We start from the raw sequence: 20,569 nt of genomic DNA on the forward strand, positions 1-20,569 counted from the left end.
TCAGCGCCCGCGTTCGACCGCACCTGCCCCCAGGTACCGGTCGGTCCAGGCCTCCAGCGGCAAAGGCGGCTGCTGGTCGACGATACGACGCCAGATCAGCGCCAGGTCGTGGCTGTTGAACATTGACCCAGGCCCGGCACCCTCCCACACCGAAGGCACATCGGCAATCCAGTTGCCCTGGTTGTCGCGGTGGGCCATGTTGAAACGGAAGGTGTAGTTGCCCGGGATGCCCATGCGCAGGTCGGTGACCACCAACGCATTGCCTATCTGGTCGTACCGCAACCAGTCGCCGGTGAACCAGCGCAAGCGTTGATGCAAAGGGTCGCCTGCCAGCGCTTTTGCCAGTTCCAGGTTGCGCGGCAAGCGCTGCATTTCTGGCGCTTGCTGGTCGAAGCTGCTGCTGATGCCTTCGTAGTAATCGCCATCCTGGGTCTTGGCCATTACGCGCCAGACCAGGCTGTTGAATGCGATGGGCACGGCGCGTACCTCGCTCACGACGATACCTTGCTGGTCCAGTGCCGCCTGGAAGCGTTGCTCGGCTGCCATGCGCCCGGCAAGGCCGAAGCCCAGGTAGGCGGTACTGAACACCAGTGACAGGGTCAGCAAGCGTGTAGCCCTGCCGGTAACGCCCTTGAAGCTTGCGTAGATGACCGCCGCCAGCAGCGGCAAGGTATAGACCGGATCGATGATGAACACAGCGGCCCAGCTTTGGGGGATAGGCTGCAGTGGCCAGAACAGTTGCGTGCCATATACCGTGAAGGCATCCAGCAACGGGTGGGTGACAAGTACCAGCCAGAAGGCGAGGAACAGCCTGGGTAACGTGTACCCCTTGCCGGGCCAGCATTTGTTGACTAACCAGGCCAGCAGCAGGGCCAGCCCGGTGAGCACGAACAACGAGTGCGAGAAGCCGCGATGGTAAGTCATCTGCGACACCGGGTCGGCGTAGCGGATGATCACATCCAGGTCCGGCAGCGTACCCAGTGCTGCGCCATACAGCAGCGAGCGACGGCCCTGGATGCGCCCCAGGAGGGTACCTTGCAGCGCCGCGCCGAGTACAGCTTGGGTGATGGAGTCCAAGGGTAGCATCCCTGAAAAGTGGTTTCTGAAAGCTACCCTCAACCTATGCCGATACGCAATTCCCGTGTAGGAACGGCCCTGTGTCGCGATGGGCTGCGCAGCAGCCCCGGCTGTCTCGAACCACAAGGGTTATGGGGCTGCTGTGCAGCCATCGCGACACAAGGCCGCTCCTATAGCGATCTGCGAAATGCTCGACATTTTGTGTACGCCTGTCAGAACAGCTGCCAGGTGTACACCAGCGTCAAACGATTTTCATCGATATCACTGCGGTAGTTGGAGCGTGCCATGGCATTGCGCACCCGAATCCCCAGCCCCTTCAGCATCCCGCTCTGCACTGCATAACCGATATCCAGATCGCGCTCACGATCACGGCCTTCATAGCCCAGCCCGGTATCAACATTGTTACCGGTGATGTAGCGTACGGTCGCTGTCAGCCCCGGCACCCCCATGGCGGCGAAGTTGTAGTCGTAACGCACCTGGTACGAACGCTCGTCTGTGTAAGCGAATTCATAGGTCGGCACCTCGTTACCCAGCGGCGAAATGTTGGCGAACACCCGTGGGAACGCGCTGTCGCCATAGATGCCCTGGTAGCCTGCATGGAAACTGTGCCCACCATGTCGGGCGGTGAACATCGAGAAGAACGCCTGGTTGTCGATGTTGCCCAGCAAGGCATCGCCATCCTCACGCGCGGTGAAGTAGCCCAGATTGGCACTGAGCACCCAGTCGCCCACAGGCTTGCTGTGCTTGAGGCCGACAAAACCCTGTTCGTAGATGTCCTCCAATTGCCCGTACCACAGGCTGACGCTGCTCTGGTTGGCATTGAACGCATAATCCCCGCCCACATAGTTGAAGGCATCGCTCTGGGCCTGACGCATCGGCACATGGCCAAGCATCGCGTTCATCTTGCCGTCGCCACCTTCGTTGCGCAGGTGGGTGCTTTTCAGGTGCCCGGCCTGCACGGTCAGCCCGTCGATGTCCGACGAACTCAAGCTGGCGCCCTGATAGGTCGGCGGCAGCAGGCGGATGTCGCTGAAGGTCAGTACCGGAAGGTTGGGTTGCAGTTCGCCCACGCGCAGTTCGGTCTTCGACAGGCGGGCCTTGAAGGTGGGCGCCAGGCGGCTGTACTCGTCGGCAGCACGGCCGTCGCCATGCACCGGCAGCAGGCCGGTATTGGCGCGGTCCGGGCTGCTGTCCAGCTTGATGCCCAGCAGGCCCAGTGCATCGACGCCAAAGCCGACCGTACCCGGTGTGTAGCCGCTTTTGAAGTCGAGGATGAAGCCCTGGGCCCACTCCTCGGCCTTGGACTGCTTGTTGGCCCCGACAATATCGGAGAAATCGCGGCTGAAGTAGTAGTTGCGGGCACTCAGGGTAGCCTTCGAATCTTCGAAGAAACCGCCGTCGGCAGCCAGCAATGGTTGGCTGAGCAAAGTCAGGCCCAAGGCAACGCAAGGGGTGTGATTCATTCCGAAGCTCTCTTGATCTTGTTTTTATGGATAAAGCGTTGGGAACACGGCAGCTCATGGGGTGCGGCGCAGCACCTCCCGTGCACGTGGCTGGCGCAGCCTGAGCAGCGCGTGGGCCAGCAGGCCAAACAGCAGCCCCCAGAACGCCGCCGACAGGCCAAGGAATGCCACCCCCGAAGCCGTGACCAGGAAAGTGAACAATCCCGCATCCCGCTCGGCCGGCTCTGCCAGGCTGCGGGCCAGGGCTTCGCTGATGGCGCCATACAGGGCCAGCCCGGCCAGCGCAGCGATCAGCGCCGAGGGAAAGGCGGTGAACAGCGACATCAACGTGGCGCCGGCGATGCCCAGCAGCAGGTACAGGGTGCTGCCAGCAACAGCCGCCACATAGCGCCGCCGTGGGTTTTCATGGGCTTCATGGCCTGTGCACAGGCTGGCGGTAACCGCCGCCAGGTTCAGCCCGTGGCAGCCGAATGGCGCCAGCACGATACCGGCCAGGGCACTGGCACTGATCAACGGGCTGGCCGGTGTGGGGTAACCCGCATTGCGCAGCACCGCCATGCCCGGCATGAACTGCCCGGTCAGCGCCACCAGCACCATCGGCAACGCCAGGCTGAACACCGCCGGCAGGCTGAACTGCGGTGTGATCCACTGCGGTGAAGCCAGCTCCAGCACCAGCGCCTCGCTGCGAAACGCACCGCTGGCCACCGTCACCAGGGTGCCCACGCACAGCACCGCAGCCACCGCATAACGGGGCTGTAGCCGGCGCATCAGCACATAAGTGACGAACATCGCCATTACCAGCAACGGCTGCACGGGCAAGGCGCGGAACACTTCGATACCGAAACTGAACAGGATGCCGGCCTGCATACCCGCCGCGATGGACCCCGGCAGGCGCGCGATGATGCGATCGAAGGTGCCGCTGAGGCCGATCAGCAGCAGCACCAGGTTGGCCACCAGGTAGGCACCTACGGCCTGTTCCAGGCCGAGTTGCGGCAACGCGGTGACCAGCAGCGCTGAGCCCGGGATCGACCAGGCGATCACTACCGGCACGCGGTAGCGCAGGCTGAGCAGCGCACCGAGCACAGCACTGCCCATGGACACGGCCCAGACCCAGGATGACAACTGCTTGTGGGACAGCCCGGCAGCTTCGGCGGCGTGGAAAATGATCACCAGCGGGCCGGCGTAAGAGATCATCGTGGCGATGCAGCCCGCGACGATGGCGGACAGCGAACTGTCCTTGATCAGGGTTTTCATGGCGCATCTCGCAAGGCAGTGGCCGGCCTTTGTGGCTGGCTCTTGTTCTGGTGTTGGCTTCTTCGCGGGCTTGCCCGCTCCCACAGGTCCAGTGCACTGCCCCGGATTCCCGCGCCCCCTGTGGGAGCGGGCAAGCCCGCGAAGAAGCCAACTCGGTGTATCAGGCCTCTTGCAAAGCCCGCGGCCGGCTGCTGCGCTGCTCATTCGCACTGCCCTGGGCCTGCTGCAACTGGAAGTCGAACTTCAGCTGCGCATGCCGCCCCGCCGGGCCATCGACGAACACCACCTCCCCCACCAGCCCATCCCGCGTGGCATAGGCAAAGTCATCCCACAGGTATTTGTCCCCGGAGAGGTTGATCTGCGTGGTCAGGTGGCGATGCCCAGCTGCCGAGATAAAGAAATGCACGTGCGCCGGGCGCTGACCATGGCGGCCCAGCAGGTCCAGGCATTCCTGGGTTGGCCCCTGCGGGTCGCATCCGTACCCCGACGGCACGATGGAGCGAGCGCGGTAACGCCCTTCTGCGTCGGTGACAATGCGACGGCGCAGGTTGTAGGCGGACTGGCTCTGGTCGAAGAACGAATAGGTTCCACGGGTATTGGCATGCCACAGGTCGACGGTGGCACCCGCCAGCGGTTGCCCTTGGGGGTCGAATACCTGGCCTTGCAGATACATCACCGTGGCCACGCCATCTTCACTGCCGTCGTCCATGCGCACTTCACCGTGAGCGATGGGCGCGCCTGCAACATACAGCGGGCCTTCGATGGTGCGGGGTGTACCGCCGGTAAACCCTGCCTGTTCGTCCTTGGCATCCTGCAACAAGTCGAGAAAGTGCTCGATGCCCAGGCCCGCCACCAGCAGCCCGGCCTCGCCGCGCCCGCCCAGGCGGTTGAGGTAGTCGACGGCATGCCAGAACTCGTCTTCGCTGACTTCCAGGTCTTCGATCAACCGTGCGGTGTCTTGCAGCACGCGTTGCACGATACGTTTCAGGCGTGGGCTGCCTTCATCGTTGCCAATGCCCGCGGCCTCCTCGAAGAACCGCTGCACTTCGGCAGTGTGGGCAATTTTCACGGTCATTTTGGGTTACCTCATCTTGTTATTTTCGGGTCATGCCTGCGCCACCACGGCCTGGGCTTGCCGACGGCCGCTGGCCAGGTGCACGGCCATGGCCAGCGCGGCAATGGCGCCAGGGATGGCGAAGGCGATGAAGTTGAGTTGCAGGGGCAGGTTGATGCCCATCAGCGCACCGCCCAGCAAGGGGCCGACGATGGCGCCGTTGCGGCCAATACCCGAGGCCCAGCCAAGCCCCGTGGAACGCACCGACAGCCCATACATTTGCGCGGCACCGGCATACAGCAGGATCTGCGTTCCAATGGTGGTGGCGCCGGCAATGAAGATCAGCAGGTACAACACCGGCATCGGGCTGTTGACACCCAGCAGGCTGATCGACAGTGCGGCGGCAATGAAGAACGCCACCTTGACCTTGACCAGGTTGTAGCGGTCGCCCAGCCAGCCGCCGAGAATTGCCCCGGCCATGCCGCCGAAGTTCAACGCCAGCAGGAACGACAGGCTGGAACCCAGGCTGTAGCCAGCGTTGGCCATCAGTTTCGGCAACCAGGAGCTGAGTGCGTAAACCATCAACAGGCAGCAGAAGAACGCCAGCCACAACGCCAGGGTGCGCACGGCCAGGCCGTTGCGGAACAGCGCCAGTACCGAGGCCCCGCTGCCTTTGCGGTCAGCCGCCTCCAATACGTCATCAGCCTGCACATCGCACCCTGGGTCCAACCGCTTGAGCAGCTTGCGCGCTTCATCGTTGCGGCCCTGGCGCACCAGGAAGCCGATGGATTCCGGCAGGTAGTAGAGGATCACCGGCAACAGTAACAGGGGTACTGCAGCCGCGAAGAACATCGACTCCCAACCGAAGCGCGGCAACATGAAGATGCCCACGCCCGCCGAAAGCATGCCGCCCAGCGAATAGCCACTGAACATGATTGCCACCAGCGTGCTGCGCAGCCGTTTGGGTGCGTACTCGTTCATCAATGCCACGGCGTTGGGCATCAGGCCGCCACAGCCCAAGCCGGCAATGAAGCGGTAGATGCCAAACTCGCTCGGGCTGCTGGCGAAGCCATTGAGGATGGTTGCCCCCGAGAACAAGGCGAAACAGATGGCAATGCCCTTCTTGCGCCCGATGCGGTCGGCCAGGCTGCCGAAAGCCAGGGCGCCGAACATCATGCCGAACAGCGCGTAGCTGCCCAGCGCACCAGCCTGCAACGGGGTCAGGCCCCACTCTTTCATGATCACCGGCAGTACCACGCCGTAGATGAACAAGTCATAGCCGTCGAAAATCAGCAGCAGGCCGCACCAGGCCATGACCATCCAGTGAAACGGGGTGAAACGCGCGTTGTCGATGATCGGGTGTACGTCAAGGGTTCGCATGGCATCTGTCGCTCTTGTTTTTGTTGTGGAGGAAAGCTGTTGCCTTGAGGTTGCTGCTTAGCCGAGGTCGCCGCCCCCTACCGGCAGGGTCACGCCGGTGATGTACGAGGCTTCGTCCGACGCCAGAAACAGGATCGCGCCCACTTGCTCGTCGATGCTGCCGTAACGGTGCATCAGGCTGCTGTCGAGGGTCTGGTCGACGATCTGCTGGTACCAGTGTTTTTCCTGCTCGCTCTGCTCTGCACTGTTGCGCGGTACCCGCCGCGGCGGTGCTTCGGTGCCGCCGGGTGCGGTGGCGTTGACACGAATGCCACGGCCAGCAGTTTCAAAGGCCAGGCACGCGGTAAGTGCATTGACGCCGCCTTTGGCCGCGCCATAGGGCACACGGTTGACACCACGGGTAGCGATGGACGAAACGTTGACGATGGCGCCGCTGCCGCGTTCAAGCATGTAGGGCAGCGCGGCATGGCAGCACCACAAGGTGGGAAACAGCGAACGGCGCACTTCGGCCTCGATCTGCTCGACCTCGTAGTGCTCGAAAGGCTTGGCCCAGATGGTGCCGCCGACGTTGTTGACCAGGATGTCGATGCGGCCAAAGGTTTCCACCGCGCTGGCCATGACCCGGGCGCAGTCGGTGTGTTGTTCCAGGTCGGCAGTGAGGGTGAGCACGCCCTCGCCAGCCAGCTCGTGGACCAGTTCGGAACGGTCTACCGCCACCACTTGCGCGCCTTCGGCCTTGAGCCGCCAGCACACGCCCCGGCCGATGCCTTGGGCGGCACCGGTGACCAGGGCGACCTTGCCTTGGAATCTGTTGTTCATATGTTTTTCCTGCATGACCCGGTTAATGGCAATTGGGAGGGCCGCAGCGCGGCCCCGGCGATCTGTCAGGCCGCCGCCGCGAACTTCTCGTAGTAGAAGTTGGCCGGGGTAATGCCCTGCTCGCGCACGTACTGGCTGACCGCCTCGACCATCGGCGGCGGCCCGCACAGGTACACATCCACGTCGCCGTCGTTGAGGTGGCGGGGCTCGATGTGCTGGGTCACGTAGCCCTTTTGCGGGTACTGGCTGTCCGGATTGGCCACGCAGGCGCTGTAGGTGAAGTTGGGGATGCGTGCCGCCAGCGCTTGCAGGCGGTCGAGTTCGACCAGGTCAAAGTCGTTGGTTACGCCATAGATCAGGTGCAGCGGGTGTTCACTGCCCTGCTCGGCGATCTTCTCCAGCATGGCGGTGAACGGTGCCAGGCCGGTACCGCCGGCCAACAGCAACAGCGGGCGCAGGATCGGGCGCAGGTAGAAGCTGCCCAGCGGCCCGGTCAGGCTCATGCTGTCGCCGGCTTTGGCCAGGCTGGTCAGGAAGCTGCTCATCAACCCGCCCGGTACATTGCGGATCAGGAAGCTGACTTCGCCGCCCTTTTGCAATGAACTGAACGAATAGGCGCGGCTCTGCTCGCTGCCCGGCACCTTGAGGTTGACGTACTGCCCCGGCAGGAAGGCCAGGCGGCTTAGCGCGTCACCCTTGATCGACAGGGCAATCGTGCTGGCCGACAGCTGGCGCACGTCGCTGATGGCAGCCTCGAAGCTGGCCTGCTCGGTCTTGCACAGCTGCGACGAGGCCGGGATGCGGATAACGCAGTCACTTTCGGCGCGCATCTGGCACGTCAGTACGTAGCCTTCGGCAATTTCGTCTTCGCTCAGGGCATCTTCGATGAAGTTGTCGCCCAGGTCGTAGCGGCCGGATTCGGCCTTGCACTTGCAGGTACCGCAGGCGCCGTCGCGGCAATCCAGCGGGATGTTGATGCCCTGGCGGTAGGCAGCGTCAGCCACGGTTTCATGGCCAGTAGCCTCGATGAAACGGGTTACGCCGTCTTCGAAATTCAATGCGATCTGGTAGCTCATGTTGCACCTCGCAGGCGAGCCAGCCCACGGCGCGTCGCATGACGCACCGGGCAGTGCTCGCAAAACCCTGTATCAGATGTGGTAGATGTCGAGGACCTGGCGCACGTAATCGTTCTTCAGCACCACCTTCTTGGCCTTGATCAACGGCTGTTCGCCGCGCAGGTCGAGGGTGTAGAAACTGGTGCCGAAGTAGCTGTCCGTGGTCTTGTAGCGGAAGCTCAGGGTGTGCCAGTTGAAACGCACCTGGCAGCTGCCCTCGCCCTGCTCGACGATCTCGATGTTGCTGATGTTGTGCGAAGTGCGGGTGTCGGGCACGGTCGCACTGGAGCGCTCGGTCTTGATGCGGAACACACGGTCTTCCAGGCCGCCACGGTTGCCGTACCAGATCAGCGAGATTTCGCTTTGTGGGTCTTCGGTGAGGGTGTCGTCATCGTCCCAACTCGGCATCCAGAAGCTGGCGTCGCTGGCGTACAGCTCCAGCCACTGGTCCCACTGGGCGTCGTCCAGGTAGCGCGCTTCGCGGTAGAGGAAGTCGCGCACAGTCTCATAAAGGCTCATTGCACGGCCTCCACGGGGATCAGTTGCTGGTCGTCCTTCAGGGCCTGGATCATGGTGTCCTGCCAGTACTTGTGCTGCAGCACGAACAGGCCTTCGTCTTCGGTGCGCACGCCGGACAACAGCGGCTTGAGGTCGATTTCCCTGGCCGCTTCATCGGCGCCGTCCACCCAGTGGGCTGCACCACGGGACATGTCGTTCCAGCCGGTACCACCGCCGTAGCCGGTCTGGCAGGAGCGGAACTCTTCCAGGTCGTCGGGGGTGGCCATGCCGCTGACATTGAAGAAGTCTTCGTACTGGCGGATGCGCTTGGCGCGGGCATCGGCGCTCTCGCCTTTGGGCGCGATGCAGTAGATGGTGATTTCGGTCTTGTTCACCGAAATCGGCCGGGCAACGCGGATCTGCGAGCTGAACTGGTCCATCAGGTACACGTTCGGGTACAGGCACAGGTTGCGCGAGTTCTCGATCATCCAGTCGGCACGCGCCTGGCCGAAGTCAGCGGCCAGTTGATCACGGCGCTCATAGGCTGGGCGGTCTTCCGGGTTGGCCCAGCGGGTCCACAGCAGCAGGTGGCCGTGGTCGAAGGAGTAGAAGCCGCCGCCCTGCTTGGCCCAGGCACCGGCGCTCATGGTCTTGATCTCGTCGCCCGCCTCGCGCTGCTTGCGCTGGTTCTGGGTAGCGGCGTAGTTCCAGTGCACGGAGCTGACGTGGTAGCCGTCGGCGCCGTTCTCGGCAGTGAGTTTCCAGTTGCCTTCGTAGATGTACGAGCTGGCACCGCGCAGCACTTCCAGGCCTTCCGGCGACTGGTCAACGATCATGTCGATGATCTTGGCCGATTCGCCCAGGTGCTCCACCAGGGGTTTCACATCGGCATTCAGGCTGCCGAACAAAAAGCCCCGGTATGACTCGAAGCGCGCCACCTTGGTCAGGTCGTGGGAGCCGTCGCAGTTGAAGCTGGCGGGGTAGCCGGCGTTGCTCGGGTCTTTCACCTTCAGCAGTTTGCCGCTGTTGTTGAACGTCCAGCCGTGGAACGGGCAGGTGTAGCTGGAGCGGTTACCGCGCTTGTGCCGGCACAGCATGGCGCCGCGGTGGCTGCAGGCGTTGAGGAAGGCATTGAGCTCACCGTCCTTGTTGCGCGCGATGAAAATCGGCTGGCGCCCCATGGTCAGGGTGAGGAAGTCGTTCTTCTCGGGGATCTGGCTTTCGTGGGCCAGATAAATCCAGTTGCCCTCGAAGATGTGTTTCATTTCCAGGTCGAACAGGCGTGGGTCAGTGAACATCTCGCGCTTGCAGCGGTAGATGCCCTTTTCACGGTCGTCCTCGAGCATGGCATTGAGGTAGTCGAATCCCAGGGACATGGCCAGGGTCTCCATTGTTATTGTTAAGACCTGGTCAGGTTAGGGAGACGACTGGCGGGGGACTATCCGGATTGTGCAGAGTGCTATCCAGTTCTGCCGGGATCTCGTACTTTTGGGACCATACGTCCGGGATCATGGAGCCAGCTGATGGCACTAGGAGTATCTTTGGCTAGTTTCATCTTTTCGTAGAGCGGAACGAGCACGCCGATCGCCTCGCTTAGTCGATCCTGCGAACTGATGGGTGCTGCAGCTTGGATGACTGTCAAACCAGCTTCCCGTTTCAAGTTCTCTCCATAGTTGCTGATCAGTTTCTGTGTTGCACCTTCCACGAGTAATAACTGCGGACCAGTCCAATCCGCCGATGTCATTATTCGGTTCAACTGGCTCCCGTAATTACGACCTAGTTCATTAACCGTTCCCACGACACGCTCTGTTACAGCTGGAGAAACCGTATTTTCCCCTTTAAAGCCTGGATTTCGCATGTGAAACCCTGCCTTAGGGCGAATGCTCTGCAACCTCACTTGGGGAAGCTTCATGTGCCCGCTTGGGTCAGTGTTGTTAACGGGATCCCCGCCGCAGTAGGCGTAACAATTTAATCCTCCAGCACCCATAGGGCTCATGCTGTCAGGGCGATGGAATCTCATCAAAACCGGATTGAACGCACGGTATCCATTCCCCAGCAAGTAGTGCCCTGTGGCCGACTCTTTTCTCTGACCGCTGTAGCGCAGCAGGGATGCGCTTTGCTCGCCCCCATCACGCCCATAAACGGTGTACTGGAGTGCACAAGATGAAATCTGCGATGTCGACATGGTTCCCACCCTTTACCCGAAATAAGGCAAATGGTGGGCTGTGCATGAAATGCCAACAACTGGCAGAACTATCAGGTGGCCTCGCTAGCGCGCCTCACCCCGGCACTTGAACGTCTGCGAAGGCAGCTCGCCAAATTGCTGCCGATACACTTCGGAAAACCGGCCTAGGTGAAGGAAGCCGTAATCCAGGGCAAGCTCGGTCACACTGCGCACACCGCAAGTCGGGTCGCTCAGGCACGCATGCACCCGTTCCAGTTTGCGCTGGCGCACGTAATGCTTGGGTGTGGTGCCCAGGTGCTGGTCGAACAACGCATACAGCGAACGCACACTCATGCAGGCCTGCTCTGCCAGCACTTCAGCCGACAGCTCCAGTTTCAGGTTGCGCTCGATGTAATCAAGAATGCGCTCAAGGCCCGCCTGCGGTGCGCTCAGGCATTCGCGGCGGATATTGGTGCTCATCAGGGTCAACAACTTGCTGGCGACAATCTGGCTGTAGTGCCCCTGCACCCTGGGCAGCGAATCGCTCACTTCTGCTTCATGGCAAACCATGGCCAGCAGGTTGACGAAGCCGTCCAGTTCATCCAGCCGATAATGGTTGCGCAAGAACCGCACGCCGCCATCGGGCCGCTGCCAACGCTGTTCGTCGCAGATTGAATCCAGCAGCCGGGTTGGCACTTTAAGGATGAACTTCTCGCAGTCTTCCGAGTAGGTCAGGTCAACCGGGTCATCCGGGTTGATCAGCAGCAGCTCGCCCGGCACCAGATGCTGCTCGCGCTTGTGCCCACGCCACAGGCAGTTGCCGTTGAGCAACACTTGCAGGTGATAAATGGTTTCCAGCGCTGGCGAAGTCACGCGAACGCTGCCCCCGTAGCTGATGCGGCACAGGTCGAGTTCGGCGAACTTGCGATGGCTGAGGCTGGCCTGGGGATGGGTGGTACGGGACAGACCGATGCAATGCTGGCCTACATGCTGGTTCACATAATCGGACACAGCATAAGGGTCGGCGTGGTGAAACACGCTACTGCGCTCGCTCAGCAGGCGGCTTTCCATAGGCAAGGCACTCGGTATCGTTATTCTTCTGGTCGCCGCTTCCTACGGCCTTGTGGGCGGTGGTTGCGGTCGTCACGGTCATTCTATCGGCCCGGTTGCGGGTTGCGGGGGCAGGCGACAACCGGTGGATGGGCACACTACAGCAAAAAGGCGGGGGTTGGGCAATGCGGCGATGGGATTGGATGGGCGGATAGCGGACAAGCCAGATGCAGCTGGCGTTCGTTTACCGAACAGAGTGTTCCTGTCACGGCCGCTTCGGGAGTAAACCCGCGCGAGGCCGGTCATATTTCATTTCATCCAGAAACAGCTTGCAACCAAACCACCCTGCCATTCGGTCACTTTTTCAACATCCGGCGCAGTGCTTCTGCTAGAAATCGCACATGCCTACCCTCTTCCTTACCCACCTGCGCCGCCGCTGGCTCACCTGGCTGTGCGCCACCTTGCTGGTCATAGGCCTACCCTCTGGCTGCGCCATGCTGCAGCACAAGGAGCGTGAACTGGTGTTTCGCATAGAGCCTGGCCAGGCCAGCTGGTTTCGCGGTTTACCCAGCGACGTGCAGGAACTCGACCTACGCCCGCGCAGCTTCAGGGATAACCAGAGCCTGCATGCCTGGTGGTGGCCGGCCAAACGCGCCAATGCCCCGGCGGTTCTGTACCTGCACGGCGTGCGCTGGAACCTGACCGGCCAATTGTTCCGCATCGAGCAACTGCATGCCATGGGCTACTCGGTGCTGGCCGTGGATTATCGTGGCTTTGGCCAAAGCCGGGGCGATCTGCCATCCGAGGCCACGGTGTACGAAGATGCCCGGGTTGCTTGGGAGCGCTTTGTCCAGTTACAGCCCGATGCTGGCAAGCGCCTGATCTTCGGTCACTCGCTGGGCGGTGCGGTAGCGGTGGAACTGGCCAGTGAATTGGCACGTGAGGCGCAAAAAGACGGTGTCGGGGCGCCGGCACGCGGATTGATCCTTGAGTCGACCTTCACCTCCTTGGGCGATGTCGCGGCAGCGGTGGCCGATACCTCCCTGCCGGTACGCTGGTTGATGTCGCAGAAGTTCGACTCGCTGGACAAGATCGGCAACATCGGCCTGCCAGTGCTGCTGGTGCATGGCACGGATGACCGTTTTGTACCCCCGCGCTTCAGCCAGCAGCTGTTCGACGCAGCCCGGCAGCCCAAGACATTGCTGCTGGTGCCGGGCGCCACCCATAACAACAGCATGAGCCTGGCCGGGCAGCGTTACAGGCAGGCAATACAGGCGCTGCTCTGAACCGTCCAATGGCCTTTGGTAGCCGAAATCCTGGGGCCGCTGCGCGCCCCTTTCGCGACACAAGGCCGCTCCTGCAAGGGCCTGCGCAACGGCTGCGGTTCACTGCACAGGCAAAAAGTTCATCAGCAGCAGGCTTTGGGCGTAATTCAAACCAATCCGGCGATAGCGCTCATCCAGCAACTCGGCTAACAGGTCCAGCCGCGCAACGATCTTGCCGAACTCCACGGCAAAACTCAGGTTACTGCCCTCTTCCGAAATCTCGTTGGAAAACAGCAGCAACACACCATTGGCGTCCTGCCGTTGGCTAAGCATCCAGGTGGCCTTTTCGATGTTGCGCGCCGCGTTGTTGATGAACAGCGGATCGAGTGTATCGGTCATGTAGAACTCGGTGCGCCCGCCGTGCGCGGTGATCAACATGCTGCCGATGGCGTAGATGAAAGCACCCACCCGATCTCCGCGAAACTCCGGGCTCAGGGCGTAGCTCAACGCAGCCAGGTCACGGCGGTTGCCCAGTTGCGGCAGTGGCTGGCGTTGTTCGATGGCCATACGGATCTGCCGCTCAGCGGTGGCGGCATCCACGTAGCCCGACATCTTCCACTGGTTGGGGTTGCGCAGGTACAGCTTGTTCATCAGCAGGTACAGGCTTTGCAGGTTGTCGCGCATCGACAGCGAGGCCAGGCGGTCGACGCTGGTCTGGAACAGTTCACTGGGCTTGCCGTTGCCGAACTGGCTGACAATATCGCGGCCTTGCTCCTGGGTGCAGGCGCACAGGCATGTGAGGGCGCCTGCCAGCAGCAGGCGTGGGAGGAAATTCGGGTAGCTTGCAACCATCGGCACCGGGTCGATATTCGGCGGCCGCACCGGGGGTCAGTGCAGCCTGGCCAAGCATAGAACCCGGAAATCGTAAAAAGTGCAGTGATCGGGGATAGGTGGCTCACATGGCGTGGCGCAACATCTCTACCATCTGCGCATGCAGCGCCGGGTCACCACAGGCCACTACGCACCCGCCATTCTGTGCGCTGCTGCCATCCCAGGCCGTGATCACCCCGCCCGCCCCTTCGATGATCGGCATCAGCGCCTGTACGTCATACGGCTGCAGGCTCGCCTCGACAATCACATCTACAAACCCCGATGCCAGCATGCAGTAGGCATAGCAATCGCCGCCGTAGCGCATCAAGCGCGCCTTGCCAGCAACGGCCTCGAACGCAGCTTTACGCTCGGCGGTATCGAACATGTCCGGTGTGGTGCACATCAGCGTGGCTGAAGCCAGGTCGGCACAGGCACGGGTTTTCAGTGGCGTACCGCTGCACCACGCACCCTCCGGGGTGCCGACAAAACGTTCGCCAGTGAATGGCTGATTCATCACGCCTACCACCGGGCGCGTGCCATCGTTCAGGGCAATCAACGTGCCCCACAACGGCAGGCCGGTGATGAAGGCACGGGTACCGTCGATCGGGTCGAGCACCCAGGTCAACGGGCTGCTGCCAATGGCCACGCCTGCCTCTTCACCCAGAATACCGTGGTCAGGGTAGCGTGCCTGAATCCGCTCGCGCATGGCGTCCTCGGCCGCCTTGTCAGCCACCGTGACAGGGTCGTAAAGGCGCCCGCCCTTGTCCTCGACATCCAGGCTGGCGCGGAAGTACGGCTTGATCGCCACTGCGGCAGCATCGGCCAACTGCTCGGCGAAGGCGCGATATTCGCCGATCTGTTCAGCACTCAGGGACATGGGACAGGCCTCGTGACAATGATAGGGCGCGCATCATACCCGACACGCGGCGCCAGCCACACCCGGGCATGCGCCTGGTGAAAAACGGGCATGGTTCTATCAGGTGCACACCGGTCTAGACTCAACAGAACCAGCTAACCGGGGGGGCTGCCACACGTGGAGGTGTGAGATGAGCCAATTCAAGCGCTTGTTTGTCATGCTCGGCCCGCAGATGCGCCATACGCCAGCGCTGCAACGCGCAGCTGCGCTGGCGGATTCCAGCGGTGCACTGCTGGATATCAACGTATTCGTCGACGATGTCGACACCTTTGGCTTGATGGGCGATGGCCGCGAGCGTGAGCGGCTGCTCAGTGACAACCGCCAGTGGCTGGCAGATGAGGCCGATCAGTTGGGCAATGCGGGCCTGGACGTTTCAACCGAACTGTTGTTGACCCGCGACCCCCTGGGCAGTGTGCTGGAGCGGGTCGAACGGCAAGGCTGTGACCTGCTGGTCAAGGATGTGCAGCACGAACCGGTGCTCAAACGCCTGCTGGTCACGCCACTGGATTGGCAGTTGCTCAAGGACAGCCCGGTTGCCGTGCACCTGGTCAGCGACATCCGCCTGCCCCTGCCCCGGCAAATTGCCGCGGCCGTGGACCTCAACAGCCACGGTGCTGGCGAGCACCTGGATGAGCAGGTGATTCACTGCGCACGCGCCTTGGCCCTGCAGTGCAACGCCGAGCTGCACCTGCTGCATGTGTGCGATGCAGCCAAAACCCATATCGCCGACTTCGGTGCCGGCACCGTGACCATGCCCGGCTTCGATGGCAGCGTGCGGACTGCGCAGCGGGCTGCGTTCAACCGCCTGGGCGACCATCACCAGATCCCGCTGGAACGGCGGCACTTCCTGGAAGGCGCAGCGATCAGGGCCATTGCCCAGTTTGTCAGCCACAGCCGGGCGGATGTGATCGTGATGGGCAGCCACCGGCATGACGCCATGCAGACCTACCTGGGCGGAACCACGGCCCATGTGCTGGAACACCCGCTGTGCAATGTGTTGGCGATCAAGGCCGTTCGCTGAGTGCTGATATGCCCTGACCGGCCTCTTCGCGCTTTGACCCGCGAAGAGACCGGCACAGATTTCACGTGTTGGTATCTGGCACACCAGTGCCACTTAAAAAGAATGCATTTGATAATGATTCGTAGTAGTTTCTCGGCGCTTGCCCACCCTCCCTTCAGCGCCCTATTCCAGGATCGTATCGTCGATGCGTCGCACATTCGTTTCGCTTTGTGTGCTCCATGCTGTCTCCCCACTGGCGTTTGCCGAGCCTGAAACGCTCGGCGCCCCCGCCCAGATCGAACTCCAGGCCCTCAGCATCACCGGCACCGCCGACAGCGAACGCGCCGATGGTCCGGTCCAAGGCTACAAAGCCAGCCGCTCAGCCAGTGCCACCCGCACCGACACGGCGCTGCACGAAACGCCGCAATCGGTCAGCGTGGTGCCCAAGGATGTGCTGCAAGACACCGGCGCCACGCGCCTGCAGGACGGCCTGGACTACGCCGGCGGTGTCGGCCGCGCCAACAACTTCGGCGGCCAGGGCCTGACTACCTTTACCGTGCGTGGCTTCACTACCGGCGAGTTCTATCGCAATGGCTTCCCGATCAACCGCGGCTACCCCAACGCCCCGGACGCCAATACCGTCGAGCGGCTGGAAGTGATCCGTGGCCCGGCCACCAGCCTGTATGGCCGCGGCGACCCCGGCGGCACGTTCAACGTGGTCAGCAAACAGCCACTGCTGGAATCCAGGGTCACTCTGGGCAGTCAGTTCGATGACCAGGGCATGCACCGGGCAACCCTGGATGCGACCGGGCCTTTGAACCAGGACGGCTCGCTGGCTTACCGCCTGAACATGCTGGGTGAAGGAGGCGACAGCTTCCGCGATGATGTGGAAAGCGAACGGTATGATGTCGCACCGGTCATCAGCTGGCAGGTCAATGACGCCACGAAGCTCATCTTCGAAGGCGACTTCATGCGTAACAACCACCCGCTGGACCGCGGCCTGACACGGCTGCCCGGCCAGCTCGGCACAGCCTCGCGCGACACCAACATCTGGGAAAAAGGCAGCGACAACCTGCTGCACAACGACAACAACATGGCCCAGCTACGCTTCGAGCACCTGCTCAACGACAACTGGACCCTGGGCGGCGGCATGCAGTGGCTGGACGGCTCGCTCAAAGGCAATGCCGTGGAGGCTAATGGCTTGCAGCCCGACGGCCGCACCCTTGGGCGCAACTTCAACTACCGTAAGCTGGAGTGGACCGACCGCGATTACCAGCTCAACCTTACCGGCCACTTCGACACCGGCGGCTTCGCCCACACGCTGCTGACCGGTATCGAGTACGAAGACTACGACTACAACTCGATTATCCAGCGCTCCGCTGCAGGCGCCACCGCCTACCCGATCGATATCTTCGACCCGGTGCTGGGCCAGGCACGTCCGGCCCTGACCCGTACCACCACCCACGACAAGGAAAACCTCAAGACCTGGGCACTCTTCGTTCAGGACCAGGTAGCCCTTACAGAGCGGCTCAAGGCCTTGGCAGGTGTGCGTTTCGAGCGCTTTGAGCACGACTACGTCAACAAACTCAGCGCAGCGGGTGACTTCAACAAGGGCGAGAACGGCGTCACTCCACGTTTCGGCCTGCTCTATGAGCTGACCGACACCGTGGCGGTCTATGCCAACACCGCACGTTCGTTCAAACCCAACAGCGGTGCGCCTGCAGGTGCGACGGGGCGCGGTTTCGACCCCGAGAAAGGCAAATCCTACGAACTGGGCGTGAAATGGGAAGCGCTCGATCGCCAGCTGAGCGTCGACGCGGCGATTTACCACATCGTCAAGGAAAACGTGCTGACGCGCGACCCGGCAGACCCCAACTACAGCGTGGCCGCCGGCCAGGTGCGCAGCCGCGGCCTGGACATCAACATCGCGGGCAACATCACGCCGCAGTGGCGGGTGATCGGCGGCTACGCCTATGTCGACGCCGAAGTTACCAAGGACAACCGCTTGCCCACCGGCACCCGCCTGGCAAACATTCCACGTAACAGCTTCAGCCTGCTCAACACCTATGAATTCCAGGACGGCTTGGCCAAAGGTCTGGGCCTGGGGATCGGCGTGAAGTACGTGGATGACCGTAATGGTCAGACCGAGGCGGTCACCTACAATATGGGCCAGTACACCGTGGTTGACCTGCTGGGCTTCTACCAGCTCAATGAGCACGTACGCCTGAACCTGGACGTGAAAAACGTGTTCAACAAGGAATATGACGAAGGTGCATTCAATACCTACGCCTACCCGGGAGCACCTCGGACGGTGCAGGCTGGGGTCTCCTACACATTCTGAATGGCTGGGGCTGCGTTGCAGCCCCCTGCTTCAGAAACCTTTGCTGTAGAACAGCGAGTAGGACTCAATCCCGTCGTTAGGCTGCTTGATCCCCGCATTGGAATAATGCATCGCGCGGATCCCGACCTTCTGCTCCCCAGGCAGCTTCAGGCCGAAACCGATGCGGTCTTCGAAGTTGAACGCCGACCCCATGCGCTGGTCACCCACATCGGTCTTGGAAAATGCCGCCAGGCCAATACCGGCCTCGATGTACGGCGTGTAGGTAAAACCGCTGAATTCATAGGTGAACACTGGGCTGAAGGACAGCGAGTGCGCACCGCTGGCGTCACCACCCTCCCAGTAGGTGTAGGCGGCATCCCAGTAACCACTCACATAGCCGGTACTGCTTTCCAGCCATTTCTTGTCCCAGTCGAATGACAGGCCGATACGGTAGGTCATGTCACCTTGGCTAGTGGCGCCCACGGCACCGGACACCTGTGCGGCCTGGGCCAGGTTGGCCCCTGCAAAGGCCAGCACTGCAGCAGCCAGCGAAGCTGCAAGACGGGTTTTCATCAACGACTCTCCTGATGGTCTACACGGCAAGCGGGGGCTTTTGCCCCTCGATCTTTATGAGGTGACCGGCACATCCAGACGGTCACACGAAGTAATAGTTTTGTGATTATTGTCCAAATAATCAGAAAGTTGAAAGTGAATTGCCACTAATGGCGTAATGACTTCGTCAAGATGTGCCTTGCCGAGCAGCGTGTTTCTTCATGTATTCAGGCTCTGCGCTATGGCGGGAGCACATCTGTACTCCCGCCCCTTCTCCCATCAGCGCCAGTTCAGGTTCACGGTGGTGGGGGCCTTGCCGTTCACCGTCACCCATTGCTGCGTCGTCGCACCCTGGGCGGTGCCAGTGACCTTGTATTTGCCGGCTGGCAACTGCACATACAGCAACGGCCCGGCATCCATGACGCTGAGTACGGGCTGGCCCTGTGCATTCTGGATGTCGACTGTGGCACCGCTCTGGAACTTGCCTTGCGGCCCAGTCGAAAGCTCTACATGCAGGTCATAACCGGTGGTCTTGCGCAGCGCATTGGCTTCGTCCTGGCCAATTCCGCCTTGCACGTAGCGCACGCCGTTCTGTTCCTGCGGTTGCAACTGCACGGCCTGCATGTCGATGGGTGCATTGAGGTCGGCGGCGGCAGCCAAGGTCCATGGCATGGCCAGGGTAATCAGCAACGCTGCGCCGAGCGCATAGTGGTGGTTTCGCATGGTACGACCCTCCTTCAGAGGATGGCTTACCTAGTATCTGATCCTCGTGGGGTACGGGTGTTCTGGCTGATGCGTAGCCGTCACAGCAACAGGTGGCAATCAATCATCAATTCTTGTTATTTATTATTTATCTATCAATTAGTTGAGCGACCTTCTTCAAGTAGCTTCACGAACATGCTCAGGCTGCGCGATACGGTGCCACGTCGCCACACCAGCCAGGTTTTCAGGTAGCGGAAATCCTCCGACATCGGCCAGGCGCTGACCGTGCTGCAGCCGGGCATATTGTCCAGCATGCTGCGCGGCATCATGGCCAGGCCGGCGCCAGCGCTCACGCAGGCCAACATGCCGTGATAAGACTCCATCTCGTGGATCTTTCCTGGCACTGCCTGGTCCTTGACGAACCAGTTTTCAAAGTGATGGCGATACGAACAGTTGGCGCGGAAGGCGTAGATGCTTTCACCGTTCACATCCTGGGCGCGGGTGACGGGCGCGTGGTTGAGCGGTGCAATGACCATCATCTCTTCCTCGAACACCGGTATGCCTTCCAGTGTCGGGTGCAGCACCGGGCCGTCGACGAAAGCCGCCACCAGGCGGCCAGACAGCACGCCTTCGAGCATGGTCCCCGAAGGCCCGGTGGACAGGTCCAGGTCGACCTTGGGGTAGCGCTGGTTGTATGCCGCCAGCAAAGCCGGAATGCGCACCGCTGCCGTGCTTTCCAGCGAACCAAGCGCGAAGGTGCCCTGCGGGTCTTCGCCGGCCACGGTCAGCCGCGCCTCGTGCACCAGGTCGAGGATGCGCCGGGTGTATTCGAGAAAATTCCAGCCCGCAGGCGAGAGGCGCAGGCGGCTCTTCTCGCGAATGAACAGTTCCACGCCCAAATCTTCTTCCAGTTGCTTGATGCGCGTGGTCAGGTTGGACGGCACCCGATGAATGTGCTGCGCGGCGGCACTGATGCTGCCCTGTTCTGCCACGGCCTTGAAGATCTCCAGTTGCACCAGGTCCACAGCCTTTCTCCAAACGTGAATGTTTCGCTCATTATTATTCAGTTT

18 protein-coding genes and 1 pseudogene are annotated in these 20,569 nt (G+C 61.6%); 3 read left to right on the forward strand and 16 right to left on the reverse strand.

The window, feature by feature from the left end:
* From OZ911_RS14905 to benR, 11 genes and pseudogenes are all read right to left on the reverse strand, one after another.
* Complete coding sequence (locus OZ911_RS14905; RefSeq protein ID WP_023047415.1) at positions 1-1,077, reverse strand: metal-dependent hydrolase; 1,077 nt, start codon at positions 1,075-1,077, stop codon at positions 1-3.
* Between the two features lie 212 nt (positions 1,078-1,289).
* Complete coding sequence (locus OZ911_RS14910) at positions 1,290-2,540, reverse strand: OprD family porin (RefSeq protein ID WP_070086429.1); 1,251 nt, start codon at positions 2,538-2,540, stop codon at positions 1,290-1,292.
* A gap of 54 nt (positions 2,541-2,594) precedes the next feature.
* Positions 2,595-3,794, reverse strand: a complete 1,200-nt coding sequence (locus tag OZ911_RS14915) for a benzoate/H(+) symporter BenE family transporter (protein WP_016487223.1) — start codon at positions 3,792-3,794, stop codon at positions 2,595-2,597.
* A gap of 160 nt (positions 3,795-3,954) precedes the next feature.
* The gene (gene catA / locus OZ911_RS14920) at positions 3,955-4,869 is read right to left on the reverse strand and encodes a catechol 1,2-dioxygenase (protein ID WP_023048139.1); all 915 of its coding nucleotides are present in this window, start codon (positions 4,867-4,869) and stop codon (positions 3,955-3,957) included.
* 30 nt (positions 4,870-4,899) lie between these two features.
* On the reverse strand, positions 4,900-6,228 hold the full coding sequence (locus tag OZ911_RS14925; RefSeq protein ID WP_016487225.1) for an MFS transporter: 1,329 nt from the start codon (positions 6,226-6,228) through the stop codon (positions 4,900-4,902).
* 57 nt (positions 6,229-6,285) lie between these two features.
* Complete coding sequence (locus OZ911_RS14930; RefSeq protein ID WP_016487226.1) at positions 6,286-7,047, reverse strand: 1,6-dihydroxycyclohexa-2,4-diene-1-carboxylate dehydrogenase; 762 nt, start codon at positions 7,045-7,047, stop codon at positions 6,286-6,288.
* Positions 7,048-7,112: 65 nt separating this feature from the next.
* Positions 7,113-8,123: a benzoate 1,2-dioxygenase electron transfer component BenC gene (gene benC, locus OZ911_RS14935; protein ID WP_023048140.1), complete on the reverse strand. Its 1,011-nt coding sequence runs from the start codon at positions 8,121-8,123 to the stop codon at positions 7,113-7,115.
* Between the two features lie 72 nt (positions 8,124-8,195).
* On the reverse strand, positions 8,196-8,681 hold the full coding sequence (gene benB / locus OZ911_RS14940) for a benzoate 1,2-dioxygenase small subunit (protein ID WP_016487228.1): 486 nt from the start codon (positions 8,679-8,681) through the stop codon (positions 8,196-8,198).
* Positions 8,678-10,036 carry a benzoate 1,2-dioxygenase large subunit gene (gene benA / locus OZ911_RS14945; RefSeq protein ID WP_031312019.1) on the reverse strand — a complete coding sequence of 453 codons (1,359 nt, stop codon included), beginning with the start codon at positions 10,034-10,036 and terminating at the stop codon, positions 8,678-8,680. The genes benB and benA overlap by 4 nt, the downstream gene beginning before the upstream one ends.
* 533 nt (positions 10,037-10,569) lie before the next feature.
* Positions 10,570-10,818: pseudogene (locus tag OZ911_RS29125) on the reverse strand (RHS repeat-associated core domain-containing protein); the annotation flags it as partial.
* 111 nt (positions 10,819-10,929) lie between these two features.
* Positions 10,930-11,895 (reverse strand): benABC operon transcriptional activator BenR, encoded by a 966-nt coding sequence (gene benR, locus OZ911_RS14955; RefSeq protein ID WP_023048142.1) that lies wholly within the window; start codon positions 11,893-11,895, stop codon positions 10,930-10,932.
* A 380-nt stretch (positions 11,896-12,275) separates the two neighbouring features.
* On the opposite strand from benR, the gene OZ911_RS14960 reads away from it, so the two are divergent.
* Positions 12,276-13,160, forward strand: a complete 885-nt coding sequence (locus tag OZ911_RS14960) for an alpha/beta hydrolase (protein ID WP_016487231.1) — start codon at positions 12,276-12,278, stop codon at positions 13,158-13,160.
* A 99-nt stretch (positions 13,161-13,259) separates the two neighbouring features.
* Here OZ911_RS14960 and OZ911_RS14965 read toward each other — a convergent pair whose 3' ends face one another.
* Positions 13,260-13,991, reverse strand: a complete 732-nt coding sequence (locus OZ911_RS14965) for a hypothetical protein (RefSeq protein ID WP_024717498.1) — start codon at positions 13,989-13,991, stop codon at positions 13,260-13,262.
* Between the two features lie 103 nt (positions 13,992-14,094).
* The gene (gene hisN, locus OZ911_RS14970; RefSeq protein ID WP_016487233.1) at positions 14,095-14,886 is read right to left on the reverse strand and encodes a histidinol-phosphatase; all 792 of its coding nucleotides are present in this window, start codon (positions 14,884-14,886) and stop codon (positions 14,095-14,097) included.
* Between the two features lie 169 nt (positions 14,887-15,055).
* Here hisN and OZ911_RS14975 point away from each other — a divergent pair, with 169 nt between their 5' ends.
* Both OZ911_RS14975 and OZ911_RS14980 read left to right on the forward strand, forming a co-directional pair.
* A complete protein-coding gene (locus tag OZ911_RS14975; RefSeq protein ID WP_016487234.1) occupies positions 15,056-15,946 on the forward strand; it encodes a universal stress protein in 891 nt (296 codons plus the stop codon).
* Between the two features lie 184 nt (positions 15,947-16,130).
* Positions 16,131-18,266 (forward strand): TonB-dependent siderophore receptor, encoded by a 2,136-nt coding sequence (locus OZ911_RS14980; protein ID WP_070086428.1) that lies wholly within the window; start codon positions 16,131-16,133, stop codon positions 18,264-18,266.
* 30 nt (positions 18,267-18,296) lie between these two features.
* Here the strand turns inward: OZ911_RS14980 and OZ911_RS14985 are convergent, their stop codons facing one another.
* The 3 genes from OZ911_RS14985 to ptrR all read right to left on the reverse strand — a co-directional run bounded on the left by OZ911_RS14985 (position 18,297) and on the right by ptrR (position 20,524).
* A complete protein-coding gene (locus OZ911_RS14985) occupies positions 18,297-18,818 on the reverse strand; it encodes an acyloxyacyl hydrolase (RefSeq protein WP_016487236.1) in 522 nt (173 codons plus the stop codon).
* A gap of 258 nt (positions 18,819-19,076) precedes the next feature.
* Positions 19,077-19,520, reverse strand: coding sequence for a hypothetical protein (locus OZ911_RS14990; RefSeq protein ID WP_016487237.1), 444 nt, complete (start codon positions 19,518-19,520; stop codon positions 19,077-19,079).
* 134 nt (positions 19,521-19,654) lie between these two features.
* Positions 19,655-20,524 carry a putrescine utilization regulator PtrR gene (gene ptrR, locus OZ911_RS14995; protein ID WP_016487238.1) on the reverse strand — a complete coding sequence of 290 codons (870 nt, stop codon included), beginning with the start codon at positions 20,522-20,524 and terminating at the stop codon, positions 19,655-19,657.
* Positions 20,525-20,569: the final 45 nt, after the last annotated feature.

Source organism: Pseudomonas fortuita (assembly GCF_026898135.2).
Classification (GTDB): domain Bacteria; phylum Pseudomonadota; class Gammaproteobacteria; order Pseudomonadales; family Pseudomonadaceae; genus Aquipseudomonas; species Aquipseudomonas fortuita.

What these genes read in the sequence shown, in the direction of transcription:
- OZ911_RS14975 (WP_016487234.1), top strand. Translation starts at nt 15,056, where the DNA reads ATGAGCCAATTCAAGCGCTTGTTTGTCATGCTCGGCCCGCAGATGCGC.
- OZ911_RS14990 (WP_016487237.1), bottom strand. Translation starts at nt 19,520, where the DNA reads ATGCGAAACCACCACTATGCGCTCGGCGCAGCGTTGCTGATTACCCTG.
- OZ911_RS14925 (WP_016487225.1), bottom strand. Translation starts at nt 6,228, where the DNA reads ATGCGAACCCTTGACGTACACCCGATCATCGACAACGCGCGTTTCACC.
- OZ911_RS14910 (WP_070086429.1), bottom strand. Translation starts at nt 2,540, where the DNA reads ATGAATCACACCCCTTGCGTTGCCTTGGGCCTGACTTTGCTCAGCCAA.
- OZ911_RS14965 (WP_024717498.1), bottom strand. Translation starts at nt 13,991, where the DNA reads ATGGTTGCAAGCTACCCGAATTTCCTCCCACGCCTGCTGCTGGCAGGC.
- benC (WP_023048140.1), bottom strand. Translation starts at nt 8,123, where the DNA reads ATGAGCTACCAGATCGCATTGAATTTCGAAGACGGCGTAACCCGTTTC.
- OZ911_RS14915 (WP_016487223.1), bottom strand. Translation starts at nt 3,794, where the DNA reads ATGAAAACCCTGATCAAGGACAGTTCGCTGTCCGCCATCGTCGCGGGC.
- benB (WP_016487228.1), bottom strand. Translation starts at nt 8,681, where the DNA reads ATGAGCCTTTATGAGACTGTGCGCGACTTCCTCTACCGCGAAGCGCGC.
- OZ911_RS14930 (WP_016487226.1), bottom strand. Translation starts at nt 7,047, where the DNA reads ATGAACAACAGATTCCAAGGCAAGGTCGCCCTGGTCACCGGTGCCGCC.
- OZ911_RS14980 (WP_070086428.1), top strand. Translation starts at nt 16,131, where the DNA reads ATGCGTCGCACATTCGTTTCGCTTTGTGTGCTCCATGCTGTCTCCCCA.
- benR (WP_023048142.1), bottom strand. Translation starts at nt 11,895, where the DNA reads ATGGAAAGCCGCCTGCTGAGCGAGCGCAGTAGCGTGTTTCACCACGCC.
- hisN (WP_016487233.1), bottom strand. Translation starts at nt 14,886, where the DNA reads ATGTCCCTGAGTGCTGAACAGATCGGCGAATATCGCGCCTTCGCCGAG.
- benA (WP_031312019.1), bottom strand. Translation starts at nt 10,036, where the DNA reads ATGTCCCTGGGATTCGACTACCTCAATGCCATGCTCGAGGACGACCGT.
- OZ911_RS14985 (WP_016487236.1), bottom strand. Translation starts at nt 18,818, where the DNA reads ATGAAAACCCGTCTTGCAGCTTCGCTGGCTGCTGCAGTGCTGGCCTTT.
- catA (WP_023048139.1), bottom strand. Translation starts at nt 4,869, where the DNA reads ATGACCGTGAAAATTGCCCACACTGCCGAAGTGCAGCGGTTCTTCGAG.
- OZ911_RS14960 (WP_016487231.1), top strand. Translation starts at nt 12,276, where the DNA reads ATGCCTACCCTCTTCCTTACCCACCTGCGCCGCCGCTGGCTCACCTGG.